Below are 19,495 nucleotides of genomic sequence, written 5' to 3' on the forward strand. Positions count from 1 at the left end.
TCGGAGACTCATTGGAAGGCGACCGGGAGCACCAGCCTCTGCTCACGCGGGATCTCCACGGTGATCTGCGCTCCATCGCGCGGATCGATCCACGACTGCCGGTCACGCGTGATCACCCGCACATGCTGCTCCGGCAGACGCTGCTGGTTATAGTGGATGCCCTCGTCCTTCACATCCTCCCATTCACGAATGGTGGAGACGGGCATCACGGTCGGTGTGGACGTGGCCAGCGTGCCGCCGGCTGCCGCAGGTGCCGTTATCGAAGGGGCGGGCAGATAGCTCATCACCGCCACCGCCGCAGCCGCTCCCAGCGCCGCCCAACTCGTGGAAGCAAGCCAACGCGGTGACCGGCGCTGACGGGACGGCGTGTTCAGCCAGCTCATGTCGAGCTGCAGTTCTTCATCGACGCTTTGTTTCAAACCGGGCGAGACAGCGGCGGGGGCGAGACCGCGCAGCAGGTTTTCGAGCCGGGCATCGGTGGGTTCTTCGATTTTCATGACAAGGCTTCCTGTGGGGTGCTGAAGGGCAGGACGTTGACGGGCGGCGGCACGGTGGTGCCGAGGAGATCTTCCTTGAGGTGGGCCAGTTTCTTGTGCAGGGCCTGCAAGGCATAGCGATAGCGGCCCGCGATCGTGTTGATGGACTCGCCGGTCATCGCGGCGATTTCGTTGAATGTCAGGCTGCCCCACAGTTTCAGGGACACCACCTCGCGTTGCGGCTCAGGCAGGGCTTGCAGCGCTTTTTCGACAATGCCCGCTACTTCCTGCTGTCCAGGCTGCGGATCGAAGGTGGGTGCGTTCTCATGCGGCAGGGCGATGTCAGACTTGGCCTCCCGGTTCACGCGGCGTTGATCGGAGCGAAGCTGATCCAGCGCGATGGTCCGCACTGCGGCATAGAGCAGGGGAATGTGAGCGCTGTCGCCGTCCGGAAACCGCCGCCACCACCTCACGAAAGCCATCTGGACCACGTCCTCGGCATCCGACTTCGACGCGACAAGCTGCCGCGCATACAGGACGAGCTGCGGGGCGACTTGCTCGAAGGTTTTTTTCCAGTCAAAGGGAGCTTCCATGCGCGTGGTGGCTGGTGTTCGACCTGCCTAACGCCTCCCGGCTCGTTTTTTGTGTGCGGAGAAAGGTGAAAAATCAGGCCCCGACGGTTTCCTGCGGCCGTTTCCCGAAAAACCAGCCGTAGGCGATGAACGCCAGCCCGGTCACGATCATGAACGTCGAGAAAAACTGGCCCTTCGTGAGGCCCATGATCAGCTCCGAGCCGCTGTCCGGCTGGCGCACAAACTCCAGTGAGATGCGGGCCACGGCGTAAAGGATGAAAAACAGGCCGGTGACGATCCCGTGCGGCAGTTTGGGGAATTTCACGCGGATGAGAAGCAGGAGGGCGCTCAGCAGCAGGCCTTCGCCCAGCGCCTCGTAAAGCTGCGAGGGATGGCGGGGATGCAGGATCGTCTCCAGCTCCGCACGTCCGCCGCGGTTCTGCTCAAAGAACCGGATGATCTCCGGGCTGTGCTGCAGCCCCATTTGATAAACATCCTGCTGCAACTGCGCGCTCCCGCCCTGCGCCACGAAATCCTGATGCGTGATCTCCGTGGGAAATTTCATTGCCCACGACACATTCGTCACACGCCCAAACAGCTCCCCATTGATGAAATTCGCGATGCGGCCGAGGAAAATGCCCAGCGGTGCGCCGCAGACCAGCGTGTCGCCGATCCCGGTCCAGGAGATCTTGTGCTTCCGCGCATACCACAGGCAATACAGCGCCACACCCGCGATGCCGCCGTGGCTGGCCATGCCTCCTTGATTCAGCAGGAAGAAGATCCACGGCCGGTGGATGAACTCGTCAAAATTGTAGAGCAGCATGTACCCCAGCCGTCCGCCGAGGACCACGCCGAACAGCGCCACCATCGTGATGAAATCCGCCACGGCCTCGGGTTTGATCTCAGACAGCTTCCGCTTCGCCAGAAACAGCATCACGCGATACGTCAGATAGAATCCCAGCACGTAAGCCAGCCCATACCAATGCACGGCGACGCGGTCCGTGATCTTGATCAAGTGGGGGCTGAGGTCGTGCAGGTAGTAGGCCAAAGTCATTCGTTAGGCATGAACGGGAGCGGCCGCGGCTCAAGGAGCAAAAGCGGTGCGGAATGCGTGATCATGGCACCTCGCAGGCGGTGGTGTTGTGGCCGTCCGCCGCCAATGCCAGGCTCTCCCGCACCCGTGTCAGGCACTCCTCCGCGCTGGCCGGCATCGGCAGCGTCAGCGGCTGTCCATGGACACGCAGATGGCGCAGATCTCCTTCACGGCGGACATGGGTGACTTCGATGCCGTGTTCGGCAAAGAAACGGGCGACTTCCTGGTTGCTGGCGTAGCGGCTCATGGGGCGAATCAAAACCCGGATCATTGCCACATCTTGCGCCTGCGCCAGTCCGGCTGCTGCTGCTGCGTGCATCTCCGCTGCCGTCTCCGGCGGAAAGGCGCTCCGTGTCGGCATCCCCCGTTCAAGGCACGAGGAAAATCACCTTCGTCAGCGGATCGCGGGCCTTGGAACCGGGCGTCAGGCCGGTCACATCCACGATGTTCTCAGGAATCCGCTCCAAACCCGGCGGATAGACGAGTCCGGGCCTGCCAGGAACCGGACTCGCAAAGAGCGGCACGGCCGCCCGTGCCACCGGCTCTTCCGGAGTGGGCGGATCAGCAGGAGCCGGATGCTTGGAAGCCGGAACCGCCAGATCCAGCGCCGCCGTCACCTGCGCAGTCGTGTCGTTTGCCTGTTCCGGGACGGTGGCAGACGCGGAGGGCCTCAGCAGTGGTTGGACGACCACCGGCTTGTTGTCGTGACTGCGGATGACCAGCATCGGAGCCTCGGGATACGGCCGGCTGACCATCTGGCCCTCCAACGGCATCCCAGCGTCCAAACCCGCCTCAGTCCCCTCCGACGGCACATGCACGACCCGCGATGGCTGCAGGAAGGCGCGCGTTGTCGTGCCGCGTGCACGCGAGACCTCAGACGACTCACGTTGACCCCGAACCTCGCTCCGGCCCCCGAACAAAAGGTTGAAGAAGCCCCGCTTCTTCGGGCTGGCCGTCGTCTTTGCCGTCACGCCCTTCTGCATCCCTGGGCTGCGATCCGCCGCGACGGCGGAACTCGGCTGAAGAAGGATGGCGAATCCGGCCATCAGCGCGATCAATGAGAAAAGGGAAGGGGTTTGCAGTGAGTTCACAGATCGACCTCCAGGCGTTGGTTTGGCCTGTAATCGCGCGTCCATCGCCCCCTGGCCGCTCAGGGACCGCCTGACCCCGGCATCCGGCAACACGAAGGGCGCTTACCGGGACCTTCACTCCGAATCTCAAATCCCTTCGCGGCCCGGAAGTCCCCACACTCGGTATGGCACCGATTCTCCGCGAAGGCCCGGATCTCAGGCCATGGCGGTCACTTTCTGGGAAACGAGGTGCTGGGCCTGCTCGACCCAGCGTTCGCGCTGGATTCGGTCTTTGAAGGCGAGGCGGGCGGAGAATTCGCGGATCTGGTCTTCGTTCCAGGTGGCGATCTGCTCGTAGGTGTAGATGCCGAACTCATGGAGGCGCTCCTGGAAGGTGTCTCCGACGCCTTTGATGGCGGTGAGGTCATCTGTTTTGTCCGGCTTGGTCTTGTAGATGAGGCCGAGCCGGGGATCGAGCTCAGGAATGATGACGACGGCAGGCAGCGGGGCGACTGGGAGCTCGGCGGCGGGCGTGGCAGGCGCATCCTGGGGAGCGGTGATGCTGTCTGGAACAGCCGGCCCCTCCTTTTTCTCCAAAGCAGGCGCCGAGGCGACGATGGCGGCCAGCGGTGAGGCATGACGCGCGGGTGCGGGGGGCGGCGGAGGCGTTTCTGCCAGTGTGGGCAGCTTGACGCTGGCGGTGATGCGTTTGACGGGCTCGGGAGCTTTGACGGGGTCCTCAATGTCTGCCGGCTGAGGGCTGAGGGCGGAAATCCGGGGCTTGATGGAAGCGGTTTTGACCTTGATGGCCCCGGTCTGCGCCTGGGTGCGGCGGGCGGTGGAGGGCGGACGTGCGGCCTCGGCGAGCGGCAGGCGGTTGTCCTTCACCGGAGCAGCGTTGTCCGATGCAGGGCCTGCGGTGGCTGGAGGAGTGTCGCCGCCGCCATTGCGTGGCATGTGAATGGTCTCGGTGGCGATGGCGACGGAAGGACCGGACTTCAGGGTGTGCTCGCCCAGTTTGCGCTTCAAATCAGCGACCTCCTGCTTCAGGGCGCCGGTCTCGCCGCGCAGTTCGCGGGTCTGGCGCTTGTAGCGGCCCCAGGTGGCGTAACCGAAGAGCAGGCCGACGATGAAGAAGATGACCCCCAGCACGGTGACGAAGGCAACGCTGTGCATGAGCATGTAGAACAGCGGCTCGGCGGAAAGGGATTCAAAGTCGAATTTCATGAAGGCTATCGAATGAGAAGCTCGACGGTGCGGGGCATGGCAGGCGCTCCGGCGGAACTGGCTGGCACGGGATCAAAGACCACGACATCGAAGTTCGCGGGCACGCCCTGGTCAATGAGGAAGGACATGACCGCCTGCGCCCGTGCCCTGCCGATTTCTTTCTCGACGCCATCCGGCCCGGCGGGATCAGGGTGGGCGCCGACGATGATGCCCAGCGCGGGTCCGGCCGACAGGAGAACGGGGGCGAGGGCGGTGAGCTTTGTCTGCTCCTCCGCCGGGATCTGTGACGAACCCGTCTCAAAGTGTATGGCGGCATCGCGCAGAGATCCACGCACCGCTTCCAGCGTGGCTGGCGGGATGGCGGAGCGTGGCTGATAGCCCGGGAAATGATAGGTGGAGGGCAGAAAGGTGAGCCGGGCATCGACTTTGGCCGAGCCGGTGACGGGCCGCAGCAGCGCGAGCCACTGACTCTCCATCTGCCGCGTGGCGAGGCCTGAGAGGTGTGGGATGCCGTCCCCGCTGATGTCAAACGAGCGAGGCGGCGGTGCCTGGAAGAAGCTGCTGACAAAAGCCGCCAGCGACTCCGGCCTGGCAAACGAGGCGGAGAGCACGTGTGGACTGGCTTTGAGCGCGGAGGGATCGACGACGCGTGCGCCGGCGACCTCCGCCAGGGCGGACACGAGTTCATGCTTCAACGCCGTGGCAGGGAGAAGACCGGAGAGCAGGATGGCGTCGTCCTTGGCAGAGATGTGCAGCTCCGCAGGGACGCGCAGCATGTCGAGCACCGGCTTGAGCAGGGGGCTGCTGGCGGTGAGCGGCGGCTTTGTTCCTTCCGCCCAGCGCACTTCAGGAGCGGTGTGGAGGGCCTGGGTGTTCAGCGTGAGATCGGGACGCAACTCGGCCAGAAGCTGGCGCACATTTTCGATCTCGTCCCCCTCCGGCAGCCAGCCGGTGAGATGCAGCGTGTTGCTGTCCAGACGGGCGTTCAACCCTGCCAGCACATGCAGGCGGTCAGCCCCTGGTTGCAGGCGCAATGGGACGAGGCTGCGAATGGCCTGCAACGCCTTCTTTCGCGAGTCAGGATCGGGTGCCTCGCCAGTGACAGCGATGTCGAAGAAGCGAATGTCCACCACGGGATCACGCACACCGGCATCCTTCAGGCGTTTCACGGCTTCCTGGCTCAGTGCTGGGAGGTTGTCGCGACAGAAGAGCCACGCATGCACCGCAGCGGCCACCGGCAGCAGGATGAGCATGAAAAAGACGAGGCTGAGACGCATGGACGGAATCCGAGGCAGGCATTTGACACATCAGGGGCGGAACCGATACTCCGCGTCCCTCAGCGCCAGCGTACCGTGATGGTTCGCAGCCTGCGAGGCAAGAATTAACTGCGTCAACCCACCTCCCACACTCATGTCTGTCGTCATCGCCGGAACCGTCGCCCTGGATAATGTCAAAACACCGCAAGATTCGCAGGAAAACCTGCTGGGCGGCTCGGCCAGCTACGCAGCGCTGGCGGCGAGCATCTTCTGCCAGCCGATCCACCTGGTGGGCGTGATCGGACACGATTTCCCGAAGGCGCATCTCGACATGCTTGCCTCCCGCGGCATCACGCTGGACGGCCTGGAGCACAGCACCGGCGAGTCCTTCACCTGGACCGGCGAGTATCACGAGGACATGAACAACCGCACCACGCACAAGGTGGGCATCAACGTGCTGGAACAGTGGCAGCCGAAACTGCCTGAGCCCGCCAGGGCTGCCAAGGTGGCCGTGGCCGCGAACATGAGCCCGGACAACCAGATGCAAATGCTGGACCAGGTGCAGGCCGACTTTGTCACCGCAGACACGATGGATTTGTGGATCAACATCGCGAACGAGCGCCTGCATGAGGTGCTGAAGCGCATCGACCTGCTCGTGATCAATGACGGCGAGGCCAAGGAGTTCGCCGGAACCACGAATCTCGTCGATGCCGGACGCCGCCTGCAGGCCAAGGGACCGCGATTTGTCATCGTGAAACGCGGCGAGCACGGCAGCTTTCTCTTCGGCCCCGGAGTGCAGGATTTCTTCGCCTGCTCCGCCTACCCGCTGCACAGCGTGTTTGATCCGACTGGCGCTGGCGACAGCTTCCTGGGCGGCCTTTCCGGCTGGCTGGCCGCGAATGGCAAGACGAAGCCGACCTTTGACGACCTCAAAACCGCCGTCGTCCACGGCAGCGTGACCGCCAGCTTCACGTGTGAAGCCTTCAGCACGCACAAGCTGCAAACCGTCACCAAGGCCGACATCGCCTCCCGCATTGCCGAACTGCGCGGCTTCACCAGCTTCGCCTGAGGCTGCATTGAACAATCAGACGTATCGCAGAGGTCAAGGTGCCACCCTGTCGCACCGACAGGGCTGTTCACTTTGACCAACTCCCACTCCTTCCGCCCATTCCGCCATGTGGACCCCCATCAAGACCTTCACCGACATCAAGCTGGAGAAAACCAGCGACGGCATCGCCAAGATCACGATCAACCGCCCCAAGGTGCGCAACGCCTTCCGGCCGCTGACGGTGAAGGAGATGCTGGAGGCCTTCGACATCGTGCATGAGGACCGCGAGGTGGGCGTGATCATCCTCTGCGGCGAGGGTCCGCTGGCTTTCTGCTCCGGCGGCGATCAGAAGGTGCGTGGCGATGCGGGCTACATCGGCGATGACGGGGTTCCGCGTCTGAACATTCTCGACGTGCAGCGGAAGATCCGCACGATCCCGAAACCGGTGGTGGCGATGGTGGCCGGCTACGCCATCGGCGGCGGCCATGTGCTGCATGTGGTTTGTGATCTGACGATCGCGGCGGAAAATGCGCGGTTCGGACAGACCGGGCCGAAGGTGGGCAGTTTCGACGGCGGACTGGGTTCCAGCTACCTCGCCCGTATTGTCGGCCAGAAGAAGGCCCGCGAGATCTGGTATCTGTGCCGGCAGTATGACGCGAAGCAGGCACTCGAAATGGGCCTGGTGAACACCGTGGTTCCGCTGGAAAAGCTGGAGGAGGAGACGCTGAAATGGTGCCGGGAGATGCTCCAGCACTCGCCGCTGGCCCTGCGTTGCCTCAAAGCGTCGTTGAATGCGGATTGTGACGGCCAGATGGGGCTGCTCGACCTCGCCGGAAACGCCACGCTGCTGTATTACATGAGCGAGGAGGCCAAGGAGGGCAAAAACGCTTACGTGGAGAAGCGGAAGCCTGATTTTTCGAAGTTTCCGCGGGTGCCGTGACCCGCGTGACGGCTTGAAAGTCAAGAACGCCTTTGTGGTTGCCACTGGCGGGGGAGTTTGTAGTATCGGCGCGTCAACTTTGACACACTCTCCCCCAAACATGGCCAAACGCACCACCTCCAAGCCGGTCCCTCCCGCCCCCGCAGCTTCCTCCTGCGCCTACGATTTGAAGCAAATTCGCGAGATCGTGGAACTGATGGCGGCGAACGACCTGACGTATTTCCACAGCGAGCAAAAAGGCGCGAAGCTCGAACTTCGTCGAGGTTCCGACCTCAACACCATCAAGGACTTCATCAAGAACATGCCGGTGCCTGCCGCCGCCCCCGTGGCCATGGCCGCGCCTGCCCCCATGTTCGCCGCAGCACCAGCCAGCGCCCCGGCACCGGCCGCTGCCGCCGCCCCGGCCAACGAGCCGATCGGTCCAACGATCAATTCCCCCATGGTCGGCACCTTCTATCGTGCCGCCGCCCCCGGGGAGAAGGCTTTTGCGAACGTGGGCGACATCGTCGATGAGAACAGCAACGTCTGCATCATTGAGGCGATGAAGGTCATGAACGAGATCAAGGCCGAGACTCGCGGCACCATCACCCGCGTCCTGGTGGAAGACGGCAAGCCGGTGCAATACGGCCAGCCGCTGTTCGAACTCAAAGCCTAGAGCATGGACCGAAGGGCCGGGAATCCAGCAGTCTCCTGAACCCCGCCCGTCGCCCGCACTTCACCCATCGTCTCGCCAAGACACCCCCGCTCTACGCCCTCAGCCCTCCGCCTTAAATGTTCAAAAAAGTCCTGATCGCCAACCGTGGCGAAATCGCTCTGCGAATCATTCGCGCCTGCAAGGAACTCGATGTCAAAACGGTCGCGGTTTATTCCGAAGCCGATGTCGATTCGATGCACGTCCACCTCGCCGACGAGGCGATCTGCATCGGCCCCGGCCCGAGCACGGAAAGCTACCTGAAAATGAGCCGCATCATCTCGGCGGCGGAGATCGCCAATGTCGATGCCATCCACCCCGGCTACGGCTTCCTCTCCGAAAAAGAGGAATTCGCCGAGGTCTGCGAGAAGTGCAAAATCAAGTTCATCGGGCCCAGCTCCCGGGTGATCGCCATGATGGGCGACAAGAACGTGGCCCGTGAGACGGCGAAGAAGTGCGGAGTGCCGATCACTCCGGGTTCTGATGGCATCATCCAGAATGAAGAGGAGGCGCTCGAGTGGGCACGCAAGATCGGCTACCCGGTGATGATCAAAGCCTCCGCTGGTGGTGGCGGCCGTGGGATGCGTCCCGTGCTGAATGAAGCCACCCTGATCTCCAGTTTCCAGGCGGCATCCCTGGAAGCCATGAAGTGTTTCGGTGATGGCTCGATGTACATGGAAAAGCTGGTCGAGAAGCCTCATCACATCGAATTCCAGGTCGTGGCCGACTCCCATGGCAATGTGGTTCACCTGGGTGAGCGCGACTGCTCCATGCAGCGCCGTAACCAGAAGATCATCGAGGAGTGCCCCTCACCGAAGATGTCTCCCGAACTGCGCAAGCGCATGGGCGACGCCACAGTGAAGATCTGCAAGCAGATCGGCTATGAGAACTGCGGCACGATCGAGTATCTCGTCGATAACAAAGGCGAGAACTTCTACTTCATGGAGATGAACACCCGCATCCAGGTGGAGCATCCGATCACCGAGGAGGTCTATGGCTGTGACCTGATCAAGGAGCAGATCCGCATCGCCGCCGGCCTGCCGCTCTCCGAGCACGTGCTGAAGGCCAAGCCGCGTGGACATTCCATCGAATGCCGCATCAATGCCGAAGATCCGGCCCGCAACTTCGCACCGAGCCCCGGCAAGATCAATCTGTGGTACACCTCCGGCGGCCGCGGTGTGCGCGTCGATACGCACGTCTATTCCGGCTACTCAGTGCCGCCGTATTATGATTCGATGATCGCCAAACTGATCGTCACCGGTGCCACCCGCGACATCGCCATCCGGCGCATGCGCCGTGCGCTGGGAGAATTCACCGTGGAAGGTATCAAGACGAGCATCCCGCTGCAAAGCCAGATCCTGACCACCTCCGACTTCCAGAACGGCCAGTATGACATCACCTGGGTCGAAAACTTCCTCCGGGCGGAAGGAAAGAAGGCCTGAGGTGCCCTGCGGACCAACGAACTGATTCAGAAATGCGGATGGCGACATCCGCATTTCGCTTTTACCGGATGAAGCCCCAGTTCCGCCCCAGCGGGAAATAGCAGAACAGGGCAGGGCCGACGAGATTGCGCTCGGGCACGGCTCCCCAGTAGCGGCTGTCGGAACTGTTGTAGCTGTTGTCTCCCATGGCCCAGTATTCGCGGCTGTTCTCCCGGGTGCTGAGCTCCCTTGCGTAACCGGCAGCCAGCATGCCGATGCTTCCATAGCCCTTGTAGTCGCCCTTCATCGAGGCGACGCGTTGCATCCCGGCCTCCTCGGCCGGCTTTCCATTCACCCACAATTCCGGTGAGTGGACTTCCACACGATCTCCAGGCACGCCAACAAGGCGCTTGATGTAATGCTGCGATCCCTGCTCCGCCGGGATGTTCATGTAGGGGCTGCGGATGTTCTTGGTCGTGAAGACAAAGACCTCGCCTCTCTCCGGCCTGCGAAAATGGTAGGAGAACTTGTTCACCAGCACATGATCCCCTGTGTCAAGCGTCCCGCGGGCAAGAAGCTGGCCTTCAGTGATTTGCTTGCCACCCAGGTCGAACAGGGAACGAAGTTTCTGCGCATCCGGCGTGATCTGGCTGCCATCCGGTCTGACCTGGGCTCCGACGTAGTCGATGAAGCCCAGGTTGAAGTGCTCGTCGGCGGCCAGTTGTCGCAGCGGAGCCCAGATCCACTGGGTCTCTCCATCTTCAAAATGCATGCGGCAGTGCGTGAAGAAGCCGAAGAAGCTATGCTCGGTCAACGGCTCCGACTGGCGCAGACGACCCGTGTGATTGGCCACCACATTGAAATAGCTGCGACCGGTGACCCAATCTTTGACCTGGGCGAAAATGTTCGGCGTCGGGTCCTGCTCGGTGTGATTGGCCACCAGGCCGTACAACGTCGGCTGCATCGATCCGGTGGGGATTTTGAACGGCTGGGCGATGTAACTGCGGATGCCCAGGGCGATGACGATGGCCACGAAGAAAACCTCCACATTGTCAGCGATCTCGGAAGGGGCTGCCTCTGGCAGCGCCCGTTCGCAGGCCTTGTTGATCTCCTCGTTCAGTTTCGTGATCTCCGCCCGGTCCCGTGCCCGCATGGCCTGCTCCAGCCGGGAACGCAGGCCGCCGATCTCCTCGAGTTTGGCCGCCGGCAGGATGTCGCGCTTGTAGTTGATGAAGCGCGTCACTCCTTTGTGCAGGAGCTTGGCGTGCTTGAGATAGCGGGGGGTAAGGAAGAGCATAAGGGGCGGACGCGGCTGACACTAGGGCGCAACACCCGATGCTCAAGCACTCATCCAATGCCTTTTGCCTTTCGCACCCGCGGACGGTTCTTCCTGACCGTGAGGTTTCGCGTGAGCAGGAGCCGCGCATTCTTGCTGAAGCAGCAGGCGCACGATCTCCGGTGTGTTGATCAGCATGACGATTCCCAACTCCTGCACGAGGCCTCACGGCGGAGCCGTCACCTTCAGATGCACAAAGCGCCTCCCCTGGCTGCCCACAGGCACCAGCGCCTTCACCTGCTGCACCGTGCCGTTTTCGGAGAGGATTTGTTCGGTCACACCGCTGCTGCTCCAGCTTGTGCCCGGCAGCGTGTCGCTCCACTCCACCGTGAAGACGGCCCCGGCATTCAGCGCGGCGACACTCCGGGTGTAGGTGAACTCAAAGACTGCACCGTTGCGCGTGGTCGTAACGGGCAGCGTGCTCGCGATTGTCGGATTCATACCCAGGGCCCACTCGATCAGGTTGGCGAGGCCATCGTTGTCGAAGTCGAAGCCATCTGCTGCGTTGCTGTGGGGGCGTGAGCGCGAAGATGGCAACCGTTGGAACGTCGTCAGTCCTCCTCATAAAGCGCAATCACCTCCGCAGCATTCAGAACGCGGTTGAAAATGCGCAAATCATCGACTGCGCCGGCAAAATAGCTGCTAAAGTCGCGGGTGCCGATGCGAAGCGGCGCGGTTCCGTTCCCAGGCGTCACGGGGAAACTGCTGCTGGGGCCAAAAGAGTCCTGGTCCCGCTGCACGCCGTTCTTGAACCAGGTGATCGTCTGCGCCGCTGTGTCGATGATCATCACGCAATGGACCCATTGGCCTGCTGTCAGGGTGTCTTGGAAGTAGCTCCCCGCGCCCGTGCCACCAGCCAAACCGAAAAGATAACCGCTCATGCGGTTCACGCGACTGGGCACATCCGTGTTGTCCGCGCTGTAGATGCGCATGGCCCACTCGTGGTGACTCGGCGTCCCCTTGCCCATCCAATGCACATATCCGCCCCCCTCCTTGGCGCTGAAGAGCAGATTGTTGCTTCCATCCAGCGAGGTGCCGTCCGGACGCACCCACACCGAGATGCTGAGGCTGCCGGAGGTCGTGGCGCTGAGTACGTCATGGTCGGGAATCTGAATGTAGTTCGACGTACCATTGAAGGCGTAGGCACTACCGGTCTGTCCCAGCCGATTGGTCGTGAGCGTCGCACCGTTCACAGTTCCGTGCAGTGTGCCCACACTGTCGTCGGCATTGCCATTGAATCGGTAGTGGGCTACGAGACCGGTGGTGGGGAAGTTCTCATTGCTCACCACGAGTCTCATGAACCGCTTGGGATGAGCGGGATCCGTCGTCTGGTAGAGGTCGCACACTGTCACTGCTCGGGTGGCACCCGTGCCAGTCTCGGTGACAACGGCACCCGCCGCCAGAGCGGTGAAGGGCGCGCCATGCACACTCCACGCCAGATTTGTCCAAGGCCCCGGCAGCGAGTCGGTCGCCTGCACCGTCAGGATCAGATCGTCCCGGTCCAGATAGCGCGTGAGGCTGAACTCCGCGCAGTGCGCCGTTGGATTGATGCTGAGTTTCGGCAGGATCTCCTGGCCCGTGCCTCCTCCCACGGGGTCCCCCCCCAGCGCATATTCCAGCAGATTTGAAATGCCGTTCTGGTTCGGGTCTGCCGTCGGCGCGGCGTCGCCGCTGCCATCGGTGGTGCCAAAAAACTGCTGCTCCCAGTCTTGATTCCCCGTTAGCCCTTCACCGGTGAGGTTGATGTCGAAAGGGTTCTCATCCCCGTCATTGCTGACGAGATGCAGCATCGCGGCGTGATCCCCAGTGGTTGAAGGCGTGAAGCGCACGGTCAGCGTGGTGAAGCCGCCGGGGGCCACACTGGTGGCAGGAATCACGGTGCGCACGAAGTCCGCACTGTTCGTTCCGTCGATCGTTGCCACAACGCCGGTCAGCGTAGCATCACCGATGTTCTTGATGCGAAAGGTCCGCGTTACCGGCGTGCCCGGCAGCACTCCGCCGTAGTCAATGAAGGCAGCGCCATCCACCAGCCCGTTTCCCACCGGCTGCTCCACCGCGATCTCCGGCGCGATGGCCGTGCCGGTCAGGTTGATGTCGAAGGGGTTCTCATCCGCATCATTGCTGGCGATGTGAATGGCCGCCGAGCGCGCCCCTCCCGCCGTGGGTGAGAAGGTGACGGTAAAGGTGGTGCTGCCTCCCGGAGTCACCGTGGTGCTCATGCCAGTGGTGTTGACGATGAAGTCGCTTGCATGAGTGCCATCCTTCGTGACCGCAAGGCCTGTAAGGTCGGCAGACCCGGTGTTCTTGATGGTAAAGGTGAAGAGCCCACTGCTGGATCCGACTACGACGGTGCCAAAAGCGATATTGGCACTGCCATCGGTCAGTCCAGTACCCACAGGCAGCTCGACTGCGATCTCCGGCAGGGCCAGCGTAAAGGGAAGGATGGATTCTATCAATCCACTCGACCCGTTGTATTGCCCAGAGGTCACGCGAGCACGGGCCCTCACTTGCCCGGATGCAGGCAGGTTCAAGCCGGTGAGTTCCCATCCACCCGCAATGCGGGTGCCATTTCCCATTCCAGCCCAAGCGTTGCCACCATCTGTGGATAGATCAAAACTGACAGATTGCGCTTCTTGCAACGCACCGCCTCGCAGCCATTCGATGCGGGCCGGACTGCTAACGTTCACCCCCTGAGTGGCCATGTCATTATCCAACCTCGCAATCAAGTTTCGAGTGATGCCACCCACGTTGATAAAGCCCCCAACAATCAAAACCTTCCCGTTTGCCTGAAATCCTATCCCACTGACGCTGTTGCTAACACCCGGATTGAAGCTGGTATCGGGAGTGCCGTCCGCATTCAGCCTCGCCAAACGGTTTCGCGACATCCCCGCCACCGTGGTGAAATCCCCTCCGATCAGCACTTTGCCGTCACATTGGAGAGCGGCGCAGTTAACAACGTTATTCGCGTTCGGATCGAAGGATAAGTCCAGAGTGCCATCGGTGTTCACGCGGGCCACCCGGTTACGTGTGGCACTCGCGACGCTGGTAAAGGTCCCGCAGATGGTCGCTCTGCCATCGGGAAGGGGGATGATGGCTCTGACATGCCCATTGCCCACATTGGCGTTGAAGGCGCTGTCGATTGTCCCGTCACCATTCAGACGCGCGATCCGATTACGCGCCGTGCTGGCAATGCTGCTAAACTGGCCGCCAACCAGGAGCTTGCCATCCGCCAGGCATGCCAGTGCGGAAACCTCTGAATTGGCGCTTGGATTGAAGAGTGTGTCGAGTGACCCATCAGTGTTGACTCTCGCCAGATAATTCCGCCCGATGCCCGAAACCGCAAAAAGGGTTCCTCCCAATAGAATCTTACCATCCGCCTGCAATGCCAGCGCCAAAACATCACCATTGACATTTGGATTGAATCCGGTGTCCAGGGTGCCATCCGGGTATAATCGGGCAACGCGATTGCGAAGGGTGCTATTAACGTTGCTGAAGATGCCGCCAACCAAGATCTTGCCGTCGGTTTGAATCGCGATTGCATACACGACATTGTTTATCGTGGGGAGGAAGCTCGAATCCAACGTCCCGTCACCATTGAGCCGTGCCAAATAGGAACGGGCCGTTCCGGCGATGTTGTTGAAGTTGCCTCCGACCAGTATTTTGCCATCTGGCTGGGGAACCACTGTGTGAACCCAGCCGTTCGCACCCGGATTGAACGAAGGATCAAAGTCCCCAGGTGCCGGAACCCCTCTCGTGACATTGAGTGTGTAGGTCTTTGTCGTGATGCCGTCCTGCGCAGTGCAGATGACATTAATGGTGTTGTTGCCGACATTCAGCAGCACGGGAGCGCTGGCACTGCCAGACACAACCGGCGCACTATTGACGGTCACAGTCGAGTACGAATTGAAGGTGAGCGGTGTCAGCGTGATCGCGCTGACGGGGTGAGCCACATTGGCCGTGTAGTTGAGAGTATTTCCATTGAATGATGGAGTGAAGCTTCCGAAGCTGGTGGTGAGGTTGCTCAGGAAGGCGTTGTTCGAGGCGATACCATCACCGCTGAGAACGATGTCGAAAGGATTTTCATCGGCATCATTGCTCTCGATGTGCAGCACGGCGGCTTTGGGGCCGAGACTGGTAGGCGCAAAGCCAATGTGCAGAGGCGTACTCCCGTTCGGAGCGACAGGGGCAGTGGGACTGGGTAGGGAGCTGAACATGGCGGCATCTGGCCCGTCAATGGTGACCGTCAAACCGGTAAGATCCGCCAGCCCCGTGTTCTTGATAGTGAGGCTATAGCCTGAATTGCTGCCATTCATCGCCTGAAAGCCAAGCGCGTCACCGTCCGAGATGTTATTCCCGGAGAGTTCCACCACGATCTCCGGCGCGGTGGCCGTACCAGTGAGGGTGATGTCGAAAGGGTTCTCGTCTGCGTCGTTGCTGGCGATATGAATGGCCGCCGAGCGTGTCCCGCCCGCCGTGGGCGTGAAGGTAACAGTGAACGACGTGCTGCCTCCCGGAGCCACCGTATCGCTCATCCCGATGACGCTCACGCTGAAATCCCCAGCGTGGCTACCGTCCTTCGTTACCGCCAAACCCGTCAGATCAGCAGCACCGCTGTTTCTGATGATGAAGGTGAAGCTGCTGCTGCTCGCTCCGACCGCAACAGCGCCGAAGGGAATGCTTGCAGTCCCATCTGTGAGATTACTCCCAGCAGGCTGTTCTACAGCAATCTCCGGAACGCCCAAGGTTGTGAAGGTCCGATCTTCACTGACGCTGGTCCCGTTGCCGCTCGTAGCCACAAGCCGGTAGTGATAAACCGTGAGAGGTGCTAGTCCTGTTAGCCCTGAGCCGACGTTCTGCCCCGTGGTCCCATCGTTGGGCGAGAGAGTGATGTTTGCTGTGGTGCCGTAATTGGTGGTTAGCCCATATTCAAACTGTGCGGTCGTGGTGCTCCCATTCGGGTTGATCGTGCCATTGAAAATGGCGCTGTTGGAGGTTATCGCGCTTGCGCTGCCGAGCGTGAGAATCGGCAGGCGAAGGCTGGCTCGTGCGAGAAACGGAGAGATCTTATCACCCGCAGTGCTGAATCTCCCACCGGCATACAAATCGCCGTTATAGAACGCCAATGTCCTCACAAAAGTGCCTGAGCTGCCACTGTTCAGCCCAGAGCCAAGGGCAGACCAAGCGCTGCCGTTCCATTTGGCGATGCGATTGGCCGGAATTCCACCGGCCACAGTAAACTGACCTGCTGCGTATACGTCACTGCCACTAACAGCCAAGGCAAAGACGTGCAGATTCATCCCTGAACCCACAGGGGACCACGCAGTTCCATCCCATTTGGCGATGCTATAAAATGGCTCATAAGAGAATGTTCCGCCAGCGTAGAGAACGTTCCCTGCTGCAGCCAGTGCATAAATACCGCCGTTAGCCATGCCTGAACCAAGCGCAGACCAAGCGCTACCGTTCCATTTGGCTATGCGATTGGCTGGCACTCCACCTATTGTAGTAAAGCTACCACCGACATAAAGATCGCCTCCGAGCACCAGCAAAGTTTCGACTTCAGCATCCACTCCTGATCCCAGAGGAGACCACACACTCCCGTCCCATTTTGCGATTCTTTGGGCGCTGACACCTCCTGCAGTCGAAAAGTAGCCACTGGCGTAGACCTCTCCACCCCTTGCCGCCAACACGCGAACGGTACTGTTCATTCCCGAGCCCAGAGCTAGCCAAGCCGTGCCGTTCCATTTGGCGATACGATTAGCTGAAACTCCCCCTGCAGTGGTGAAATCCCCCCCAGCGTAAAGACCGTCACCCCCGACCGCCAGCGCGACCACAGTTCCATCCATCCCCGAACCAAGGGTTGACCAAGAGCTGCCATTCCATTTGGCGATGTAATTAACCGGTAAAGCGCCAACAAAAGTAAATATTCCCGCCGCGTAAAGATCACCATTGCCCACCGCTAGTGCTAACACCTCGTTATTCATGGCAGATGGCGTGCCGAAAGCCGACCAACTGCTTCCGCTCCACCTCGCCAACCTGTCGGCCCTCGCCCCTCCCGCCGAGGTAAAGACACCTCCCGCATACAAATCAGTCCCATTAGCTGCAAGGGCAAATATGCTGCTATTTACTCCTGAGCCAATGGCGGACCAGAGAGCACCGTTCCATTTGGCAACACGGGATGAAGAGGCTCCTCCCGCAGTTGAAAAACTTCCACCCGCATAAAGATCACTGCCGCTGACCACCAGTGCATTAACAGAATTATCCATTCCAGTGCCGACCGCCGACCACGCAGAGCCATTCCATTTGGCAATGCGGTTGGCAGCCCCCCCGCCTGCCGACGTGAACTGACCCCCCACATACAGATCGCCACCACTGACCGCCAGCGCATGAACCCCGTTGTTTACTCCAGTGCCAAGGCCTGACCAAGAACTGCCGTCCCATTTAGCGATGTTGTTGACAGTCACGCCTCCTGCCGTGCTGAAGAATCCAGCAGCATATAGAGAGCCGCCGCTCACAGCCAATGCAGAGATTTGGTTATTTATCCCAGATCCAAGCGCGGACCAAGCCGTGCCATTCCATTTGGCAATACGATTGGCATTCAATGCTCCAACGGTGGTAAAACTTCCGCCGGCATAGAGATCACTGCCGCTGACGGCCAAAGCAGAAACGGCGAAGTTCATCCCGACCCCACTACCGCCAAGCGCCGACCAGGAACTGCCATCCCACTTGGCAATACGTGGCGCAAACTGCCCACCCGCCGAAGAGAACGCTCCACCAGCGTATAGATTGCCGCCGCTTAGCGCCAATGCATAAACGTTGAGATCCATCCCAGATCCCATGGCAGACCACACACTGCCATTCCACTTGGCGATGTAGTTGGCAGATACGGTTCCGACCATCGTAAATTCCCCCCCGATGTACACATTGCCAACGCCGTCGGCGATGATCGCTCTCACATCACCATTAGTTCCCGCCAACCCCGAATTCATGCTCACCCAGTCCGCATCACTAAATGTCGGATCAATGCGCACGGGATATACTGCTGACGCATCATCCACCACCACGCGCAGACGATCCGCTACACTGACTTCCATGCGGGCCGTCAGCTCCTTGCCGGTGGCATCGGTCACTTTCAGGCGGCTGTAGGCCAATTCGCGGCCGGTGGCGGAGACGGTAAGCTTCGTGCCATACGCAGCGGCATCGGCGCGTGCGCCGGTGACTTCGAGATCAACGGCGAGCGCGCCGCCATCGCCCCGTGGGCGTTCCAGCACCACGAAGTCCTGCCGCACGCCGTCGGTGCTCACGGTGTATTCCTCAATGATGCCTGGGCGCAACCAAACGGCGGCGTCTTTAGAGGCGCGAACGACGCCGGTGGATGGGAGGTGAATGGGCACGGCGTTTGCTCCTGCAAGCGCCGCTGAAGGAGGCTGTAATGCCGCAGGGGCGCTGGCGGCGGCTGACGGAGCAGCCGCCCTACCTTCACGCTGCACCGACACTGCCTTCACGCGGAGGCGGTTCGGCTTGCCAGCATCCTCATCGGCGGTGGAGGTAAGCCAGAGACCGTCGCTTGCAGCCTCGGCTTCGAGGTCTTGCATGATCGCGCGTAGGTGCGCCCCCTCAGCCGTGGGTGTGATGGCGATGCCGTCGCCGTGATATTGCTGCTGTGCCTTCGCGCCCATCTGTGCAAGGGGGATGCCTTGAGCTGGAGTCACGAATGGCTCGGAACCAGGAACAGACACAGACAAAACACTCACGAAACAACAGATGATTGAACTGACTTTCATGGATGGAGCAGAAGGAGGTGGCGGCACGCCATTGAAACGAAAGTTTCGCACCCATGTCAATGCAGCCCAGGCGCGTTCGGGCTGTTGCTCACGAACCAGTGGCCGTCCCCGGCGTCGGTGAGCGTGGCTTGTTGGGAGGACTCCAACACGGCGATGACGGCAGCGAGTCGAGGAGAGGGGATGGGCTTGCTGGGCGGGCTGAAGGGGCCGCCGGGCTGGAATTGGAAGGCGATGATGCCGGTGTCGTCGGTGAGGGAGGCGCTGGCTTGCCAGCCGGTGATGGGGCGTGTGGTCATGAGTGCTCTGGGTTGATGGTGTTGTGGTCGTTTGCGAGAATGGGAGGCTCAGATCCGCTGCAGCGCGGCGAGCAGTTCGTTGATCTTGTCCTGCACCTGACTGAGTTCGGAGGCGGAGGGCGGATCGCTGAAAGTGAGACCCAGCGAGGAGACGCTGGCGGGATTCTGGGCGGTGGTGGCGATGGCGGCATCCAGCGTGGACTGGCTGACTTCTCCGGGTGGGCCATCGGAGCCATTGGTGCCGTCGTTGCCCCGGGGGATGCTGAAGGTGAAGCGCACGTAGCTGCC

At 61.1% G+C, this 19,495-nt stretch carries 16 protein-coding genes; 4 read left to right on the forward strand and 12 right to left on the reverse strand.

What is annotated here, in order from left to right:
• Positions 1–8: 8 nt before the first annotated feature.
• The 7 genes from IAE77_RS19520 to IAE77_RS19550 all read right to left on the reverse strand — a co-directional run bounded on the left by IAE77_RS19520 (position 9) and on the right by IAE77_RS19550 (position 5,715).
• A complete protein-coding gene (locus IAE77_RS19520) occupies positions 9–497 on the reverse strand; it encodes a hypothetical protein (RefSeq protein WP_294230262.1) in 489 nt (162 codons plus the stop codon).
• Positions 494–1,069, reverse strand: a complete 576-nt coding sequence (locus IAE77_RS19525; protein ID WP_294230265.1) for an RNA polymerase sigma factor — start codon at positions 1,067–1,069, stop codon at positions 494–496. Before IAE77_RS19525 ends, IAE77_RS19520 begins: the two co-directional genes overlap by 4 nt.
• Positions 1,070–1,142: 73 nt before the next feature.
• Positions 1,143–2,102, reverse strand: coding sequence for a prolipoprotein diacylglyceryl transferase (gene lgt / locus IAE77_RS19530; RefSeq protein ID WP_294230268.1), 960 nt, complete (start codon positions 2,100–2,102; stop codon positions 1,143–1,145).
• Between the two features lie 61 nt (positions 2,103–2,163).
• Positions 2,164–2,388 (reverse strand): hypothetical protein, encoded by a 225-nt coding sequence (locus IAE77_RS19535; protein ID WP_294230270.1) that lies wholly within the window; start codon positions 2,386–2,388, stop codon positions 2,164–2,166.
• Positions 2,389–2,509: 121 nt separating this feature from the next.
• A complete protein-coding gene (locus IAE77_RS19540) occupies positions 2,510–3,232 on the reverse strand; it encodes a hypothetical protein (protein ID WP_294230273.1) in 723 nt (240 codons plus the stop codon).
• A 195-nt stretch (positions 3,233–3,427) separates the two neighbouring features.
• A complete protein-coding gene (locus IAE77_RS19545) occupies positions 3,428–4,438 on the reverse strand; it encodes a hypothetical protein (protein ID WP_294230275.1) in 1,011 nt (336 codons plus the stop codon).
• A gap of 5 nt (positions 4,439–4,443) precedes the next feature.
• Positions 4,444–5,715 (reverse strand): OmpA family protein, encoded by a 1,272-nt coding sequence (locus IAE77_RS19550; protein ID WP_294230278.1) that lies wholly within the window; start codon positions 5,713–5,715, stop codon positions 4,444–4,446.
• 133 nt (positions 5,716–5,848) lie between these two features.
• Here IAE77_RS19550 and IAE77_RS19555 point away from each other — a divergent pair, with 133 nt between their 5' ends.
• From IAE77_RS19555 to accC, 4 genes are all read left to right on the forward strand, one after another.
• Positions 5,849–6,763, forward strand: a complete 915-nt coding sequence (locus IAE77_RS19555) for a PfkB family carbohydrate kinase (RefSeq protein WP_294230282.1) — start codon at positions 5,849–5,851, stop codon at positions 6,761–6,763.
• A gap of 106 nt (positions 6,764–6,869) precedes the next feature.
• Positions 6,870–7,682, forward strand: a complete 813-nt coding sequence (menB, locus tag IAE77_RS19560) for a 1,4-dihydroxy-2-naphthoyl-CoA synthase (protein WP_294230285.1) — start codon at positions 6,870–6,872, stop codon at positions 7,680–7,682.
• Between the two features lie 100 nt (positions 7,683–7,782).
• Entirely contained in the window at positions 7,783–8,337 is a 555-nt protein-coding gene (gene accB / locus IAE77_RS19565; RefSeq protein ID WP_294230286.1) for an acetyl-CoA carboxylase biotin carboxyl carrier protein, read from the forward strand.
• Positions 8,338–8,453: 116 nt separating this feature from the next.
• Positions 8,454–9,815, forward strand: a complete 1,362-nt coding sequence (gene accC / locus IAE77_RS19570; RefSeq protein WP_294230288.1) for an acetyl-CoA carboxylase biotin carboxylase subunit — start codon at positions 8,454–8,456, stop codon at positions 9,813–9,815.
• 61 nt (positions 9,816–9,876) lie between these two features.
• Here the strand turns inward: accC and lepB are convergent, their stop codons facing one another.
• From lepB to IAE77_RS19595, 5 genes are all read right to left on the reverse strand, one after another.
• Entirely contained in the window at positions 9,877–11,091 is a 1,215-nt protein-coding gene (gene lepB, locus IAE77_RS19575) for a signal peptidase I (RefSeq protein ID WP_294230292.1), read from the reverse strand.
• A gap of 204 nt (positions 11,092–11,295) precedes the next feature.
• The gene (locus IAE77_RS19580) at positions 11,296–11,667 is read right to left on the reverse strand and encodes a hypothetical protein (protein WP_294230295.1); all 372 of its coding nucleotides are present in this window, start codon (positions 11,665–11,667) and stop codon (positions 11,296–11,298) included.
• Between the two features lie 14 nt (positions 11,668–11,681).
• Positions 11,682–18,911 (reverse strand): choice-of-anchor D domain-containing protein, encoded by a 7,230-nt coding sequence (locus tag IAE77_RS19585; protein ID WP_294230298.1) that lies wholly within the window; start codon positions 18,909–18,911, stop codon positions 11,682–11,684.
• 56 nt (positions 18,912–18,967) lie between these two features.
• A complete protein-coding gene (locus IAE77_RS19590) occupies positions 18,968–19,207 on the reverse strand; it encodes a hypothetical protein (RefSeq protein ID WP_294230301.1) in 240 nt (79 codons plus the stop codon).
• 48 nt (positions 19,208–19,255) lie between these two features.
• A partial coding sequence (locus IAE77_RS19595; protein WP_294230304.1) for a hypothetical protein occupies positions 19,256–19,495 on the reverse strand: 240 nt, incomplete at its 5' end.

The organism is Prosthecobacter sp. (assembly GCF_014879935.1).
Taxonomy (GTDB): domain Bacteria; phylum Verrucomicrobiota; class Verrucomicrobiia; order Verrucomicrobiales; family Verrucomicrobiaceae; genus Prosthecobacter.

Bases quoted from the DNA above. Each gene is read 5' to 3' on its own strand.
- lgt (WP_294230268.1), bottom strand. From the start codon at position 2,102: ATGACTTTGGCCTACTACCTGCACGACCTCAGCCCCCACTTGATCAAG.
- IAE77_RS19590 (WP_294230301.1), bottom strand. From the start codon at position 19,207: ATGACCACACGCCCCATCACCGGCTGGCAAGCCAGCGCCTCCCTCACC.
- IAE77_RS19550 (WP_294230278.1), bottom strand. From the start codon at position 5,715: ATGCGTCTCAGCCTCGTCTTTTTCATGCTCATCCTGCTGCCGGTGGCC.
- IAE77_RS19545 (WP_294230275.1), bottom strand. From the start codon at position 4,438: ATGAAATTCGACTTTGAATCCCTTTCCGCCGAGCCGCTGTTCTACATG.
- accB (WP_294230286.1), top strand. From the start codon at position 7,783: ATGGCCAAACGCACCACCTCCAAGCCGGTCCCTCCCGCCCCCGCAGCT.
- IAE77_RS19520 (WP_294230262.1), bottom strand. From the start codon at position 497: ATGAAAATCGAAGAACCCACCGATGCCCGGCTCGAAAACCTGCTGCGC.
- IAE77_RS19535 (WP_294230270.1), bottom strand. From the start codon at position 2,388: ATGAGCCGCTACGCCAGCAACCAGGAAGTCGCCCGTTTCTTTGCCGAA.
- IAE77_RS19555 (WP_294230282.1), top strand. From the start codon at position 5,849: ATGTCTGTCGTCATCGCCGGAACCGTCGCCCTGGATAATGTCAAAACA.
- IAE77_RS19525 (WP_294230265.1), bottom strand. From the start codon at position 1,069: ATGGAAGCTCCCTTTGACTGGAAAAAAACCTTCGAGCAAGTCGCCCCG.
- accC (WP_294230288.1), top strand. From the start codon at position 8,454: ATGTTCAAAAAAGTCCTGATCGCCAACCGTGGCGAAATCGCTCTGCGA.
- lepB (WP_294230292.1), bottom strand. From the start codon at position 11,091: ATGCTCTTCCTTACCCCCCGCTATCTCAAGCACGCCAAGCTCCTGCAC.
- IAE77_RS19585 (WP_294230298.1), bottom strand. From the start codon at position 18,911: ATGAAAGTCAGTTCAATCATCTGTTGTTTCGTGAGTGTTTTGTCTGTG.
- menB (WP_294230285.1), top strand. From the start codon at position 6,870: ATGTGGACCCCCATCAAGACCTTCACCGACATCAAGCTGGAGAAAACC.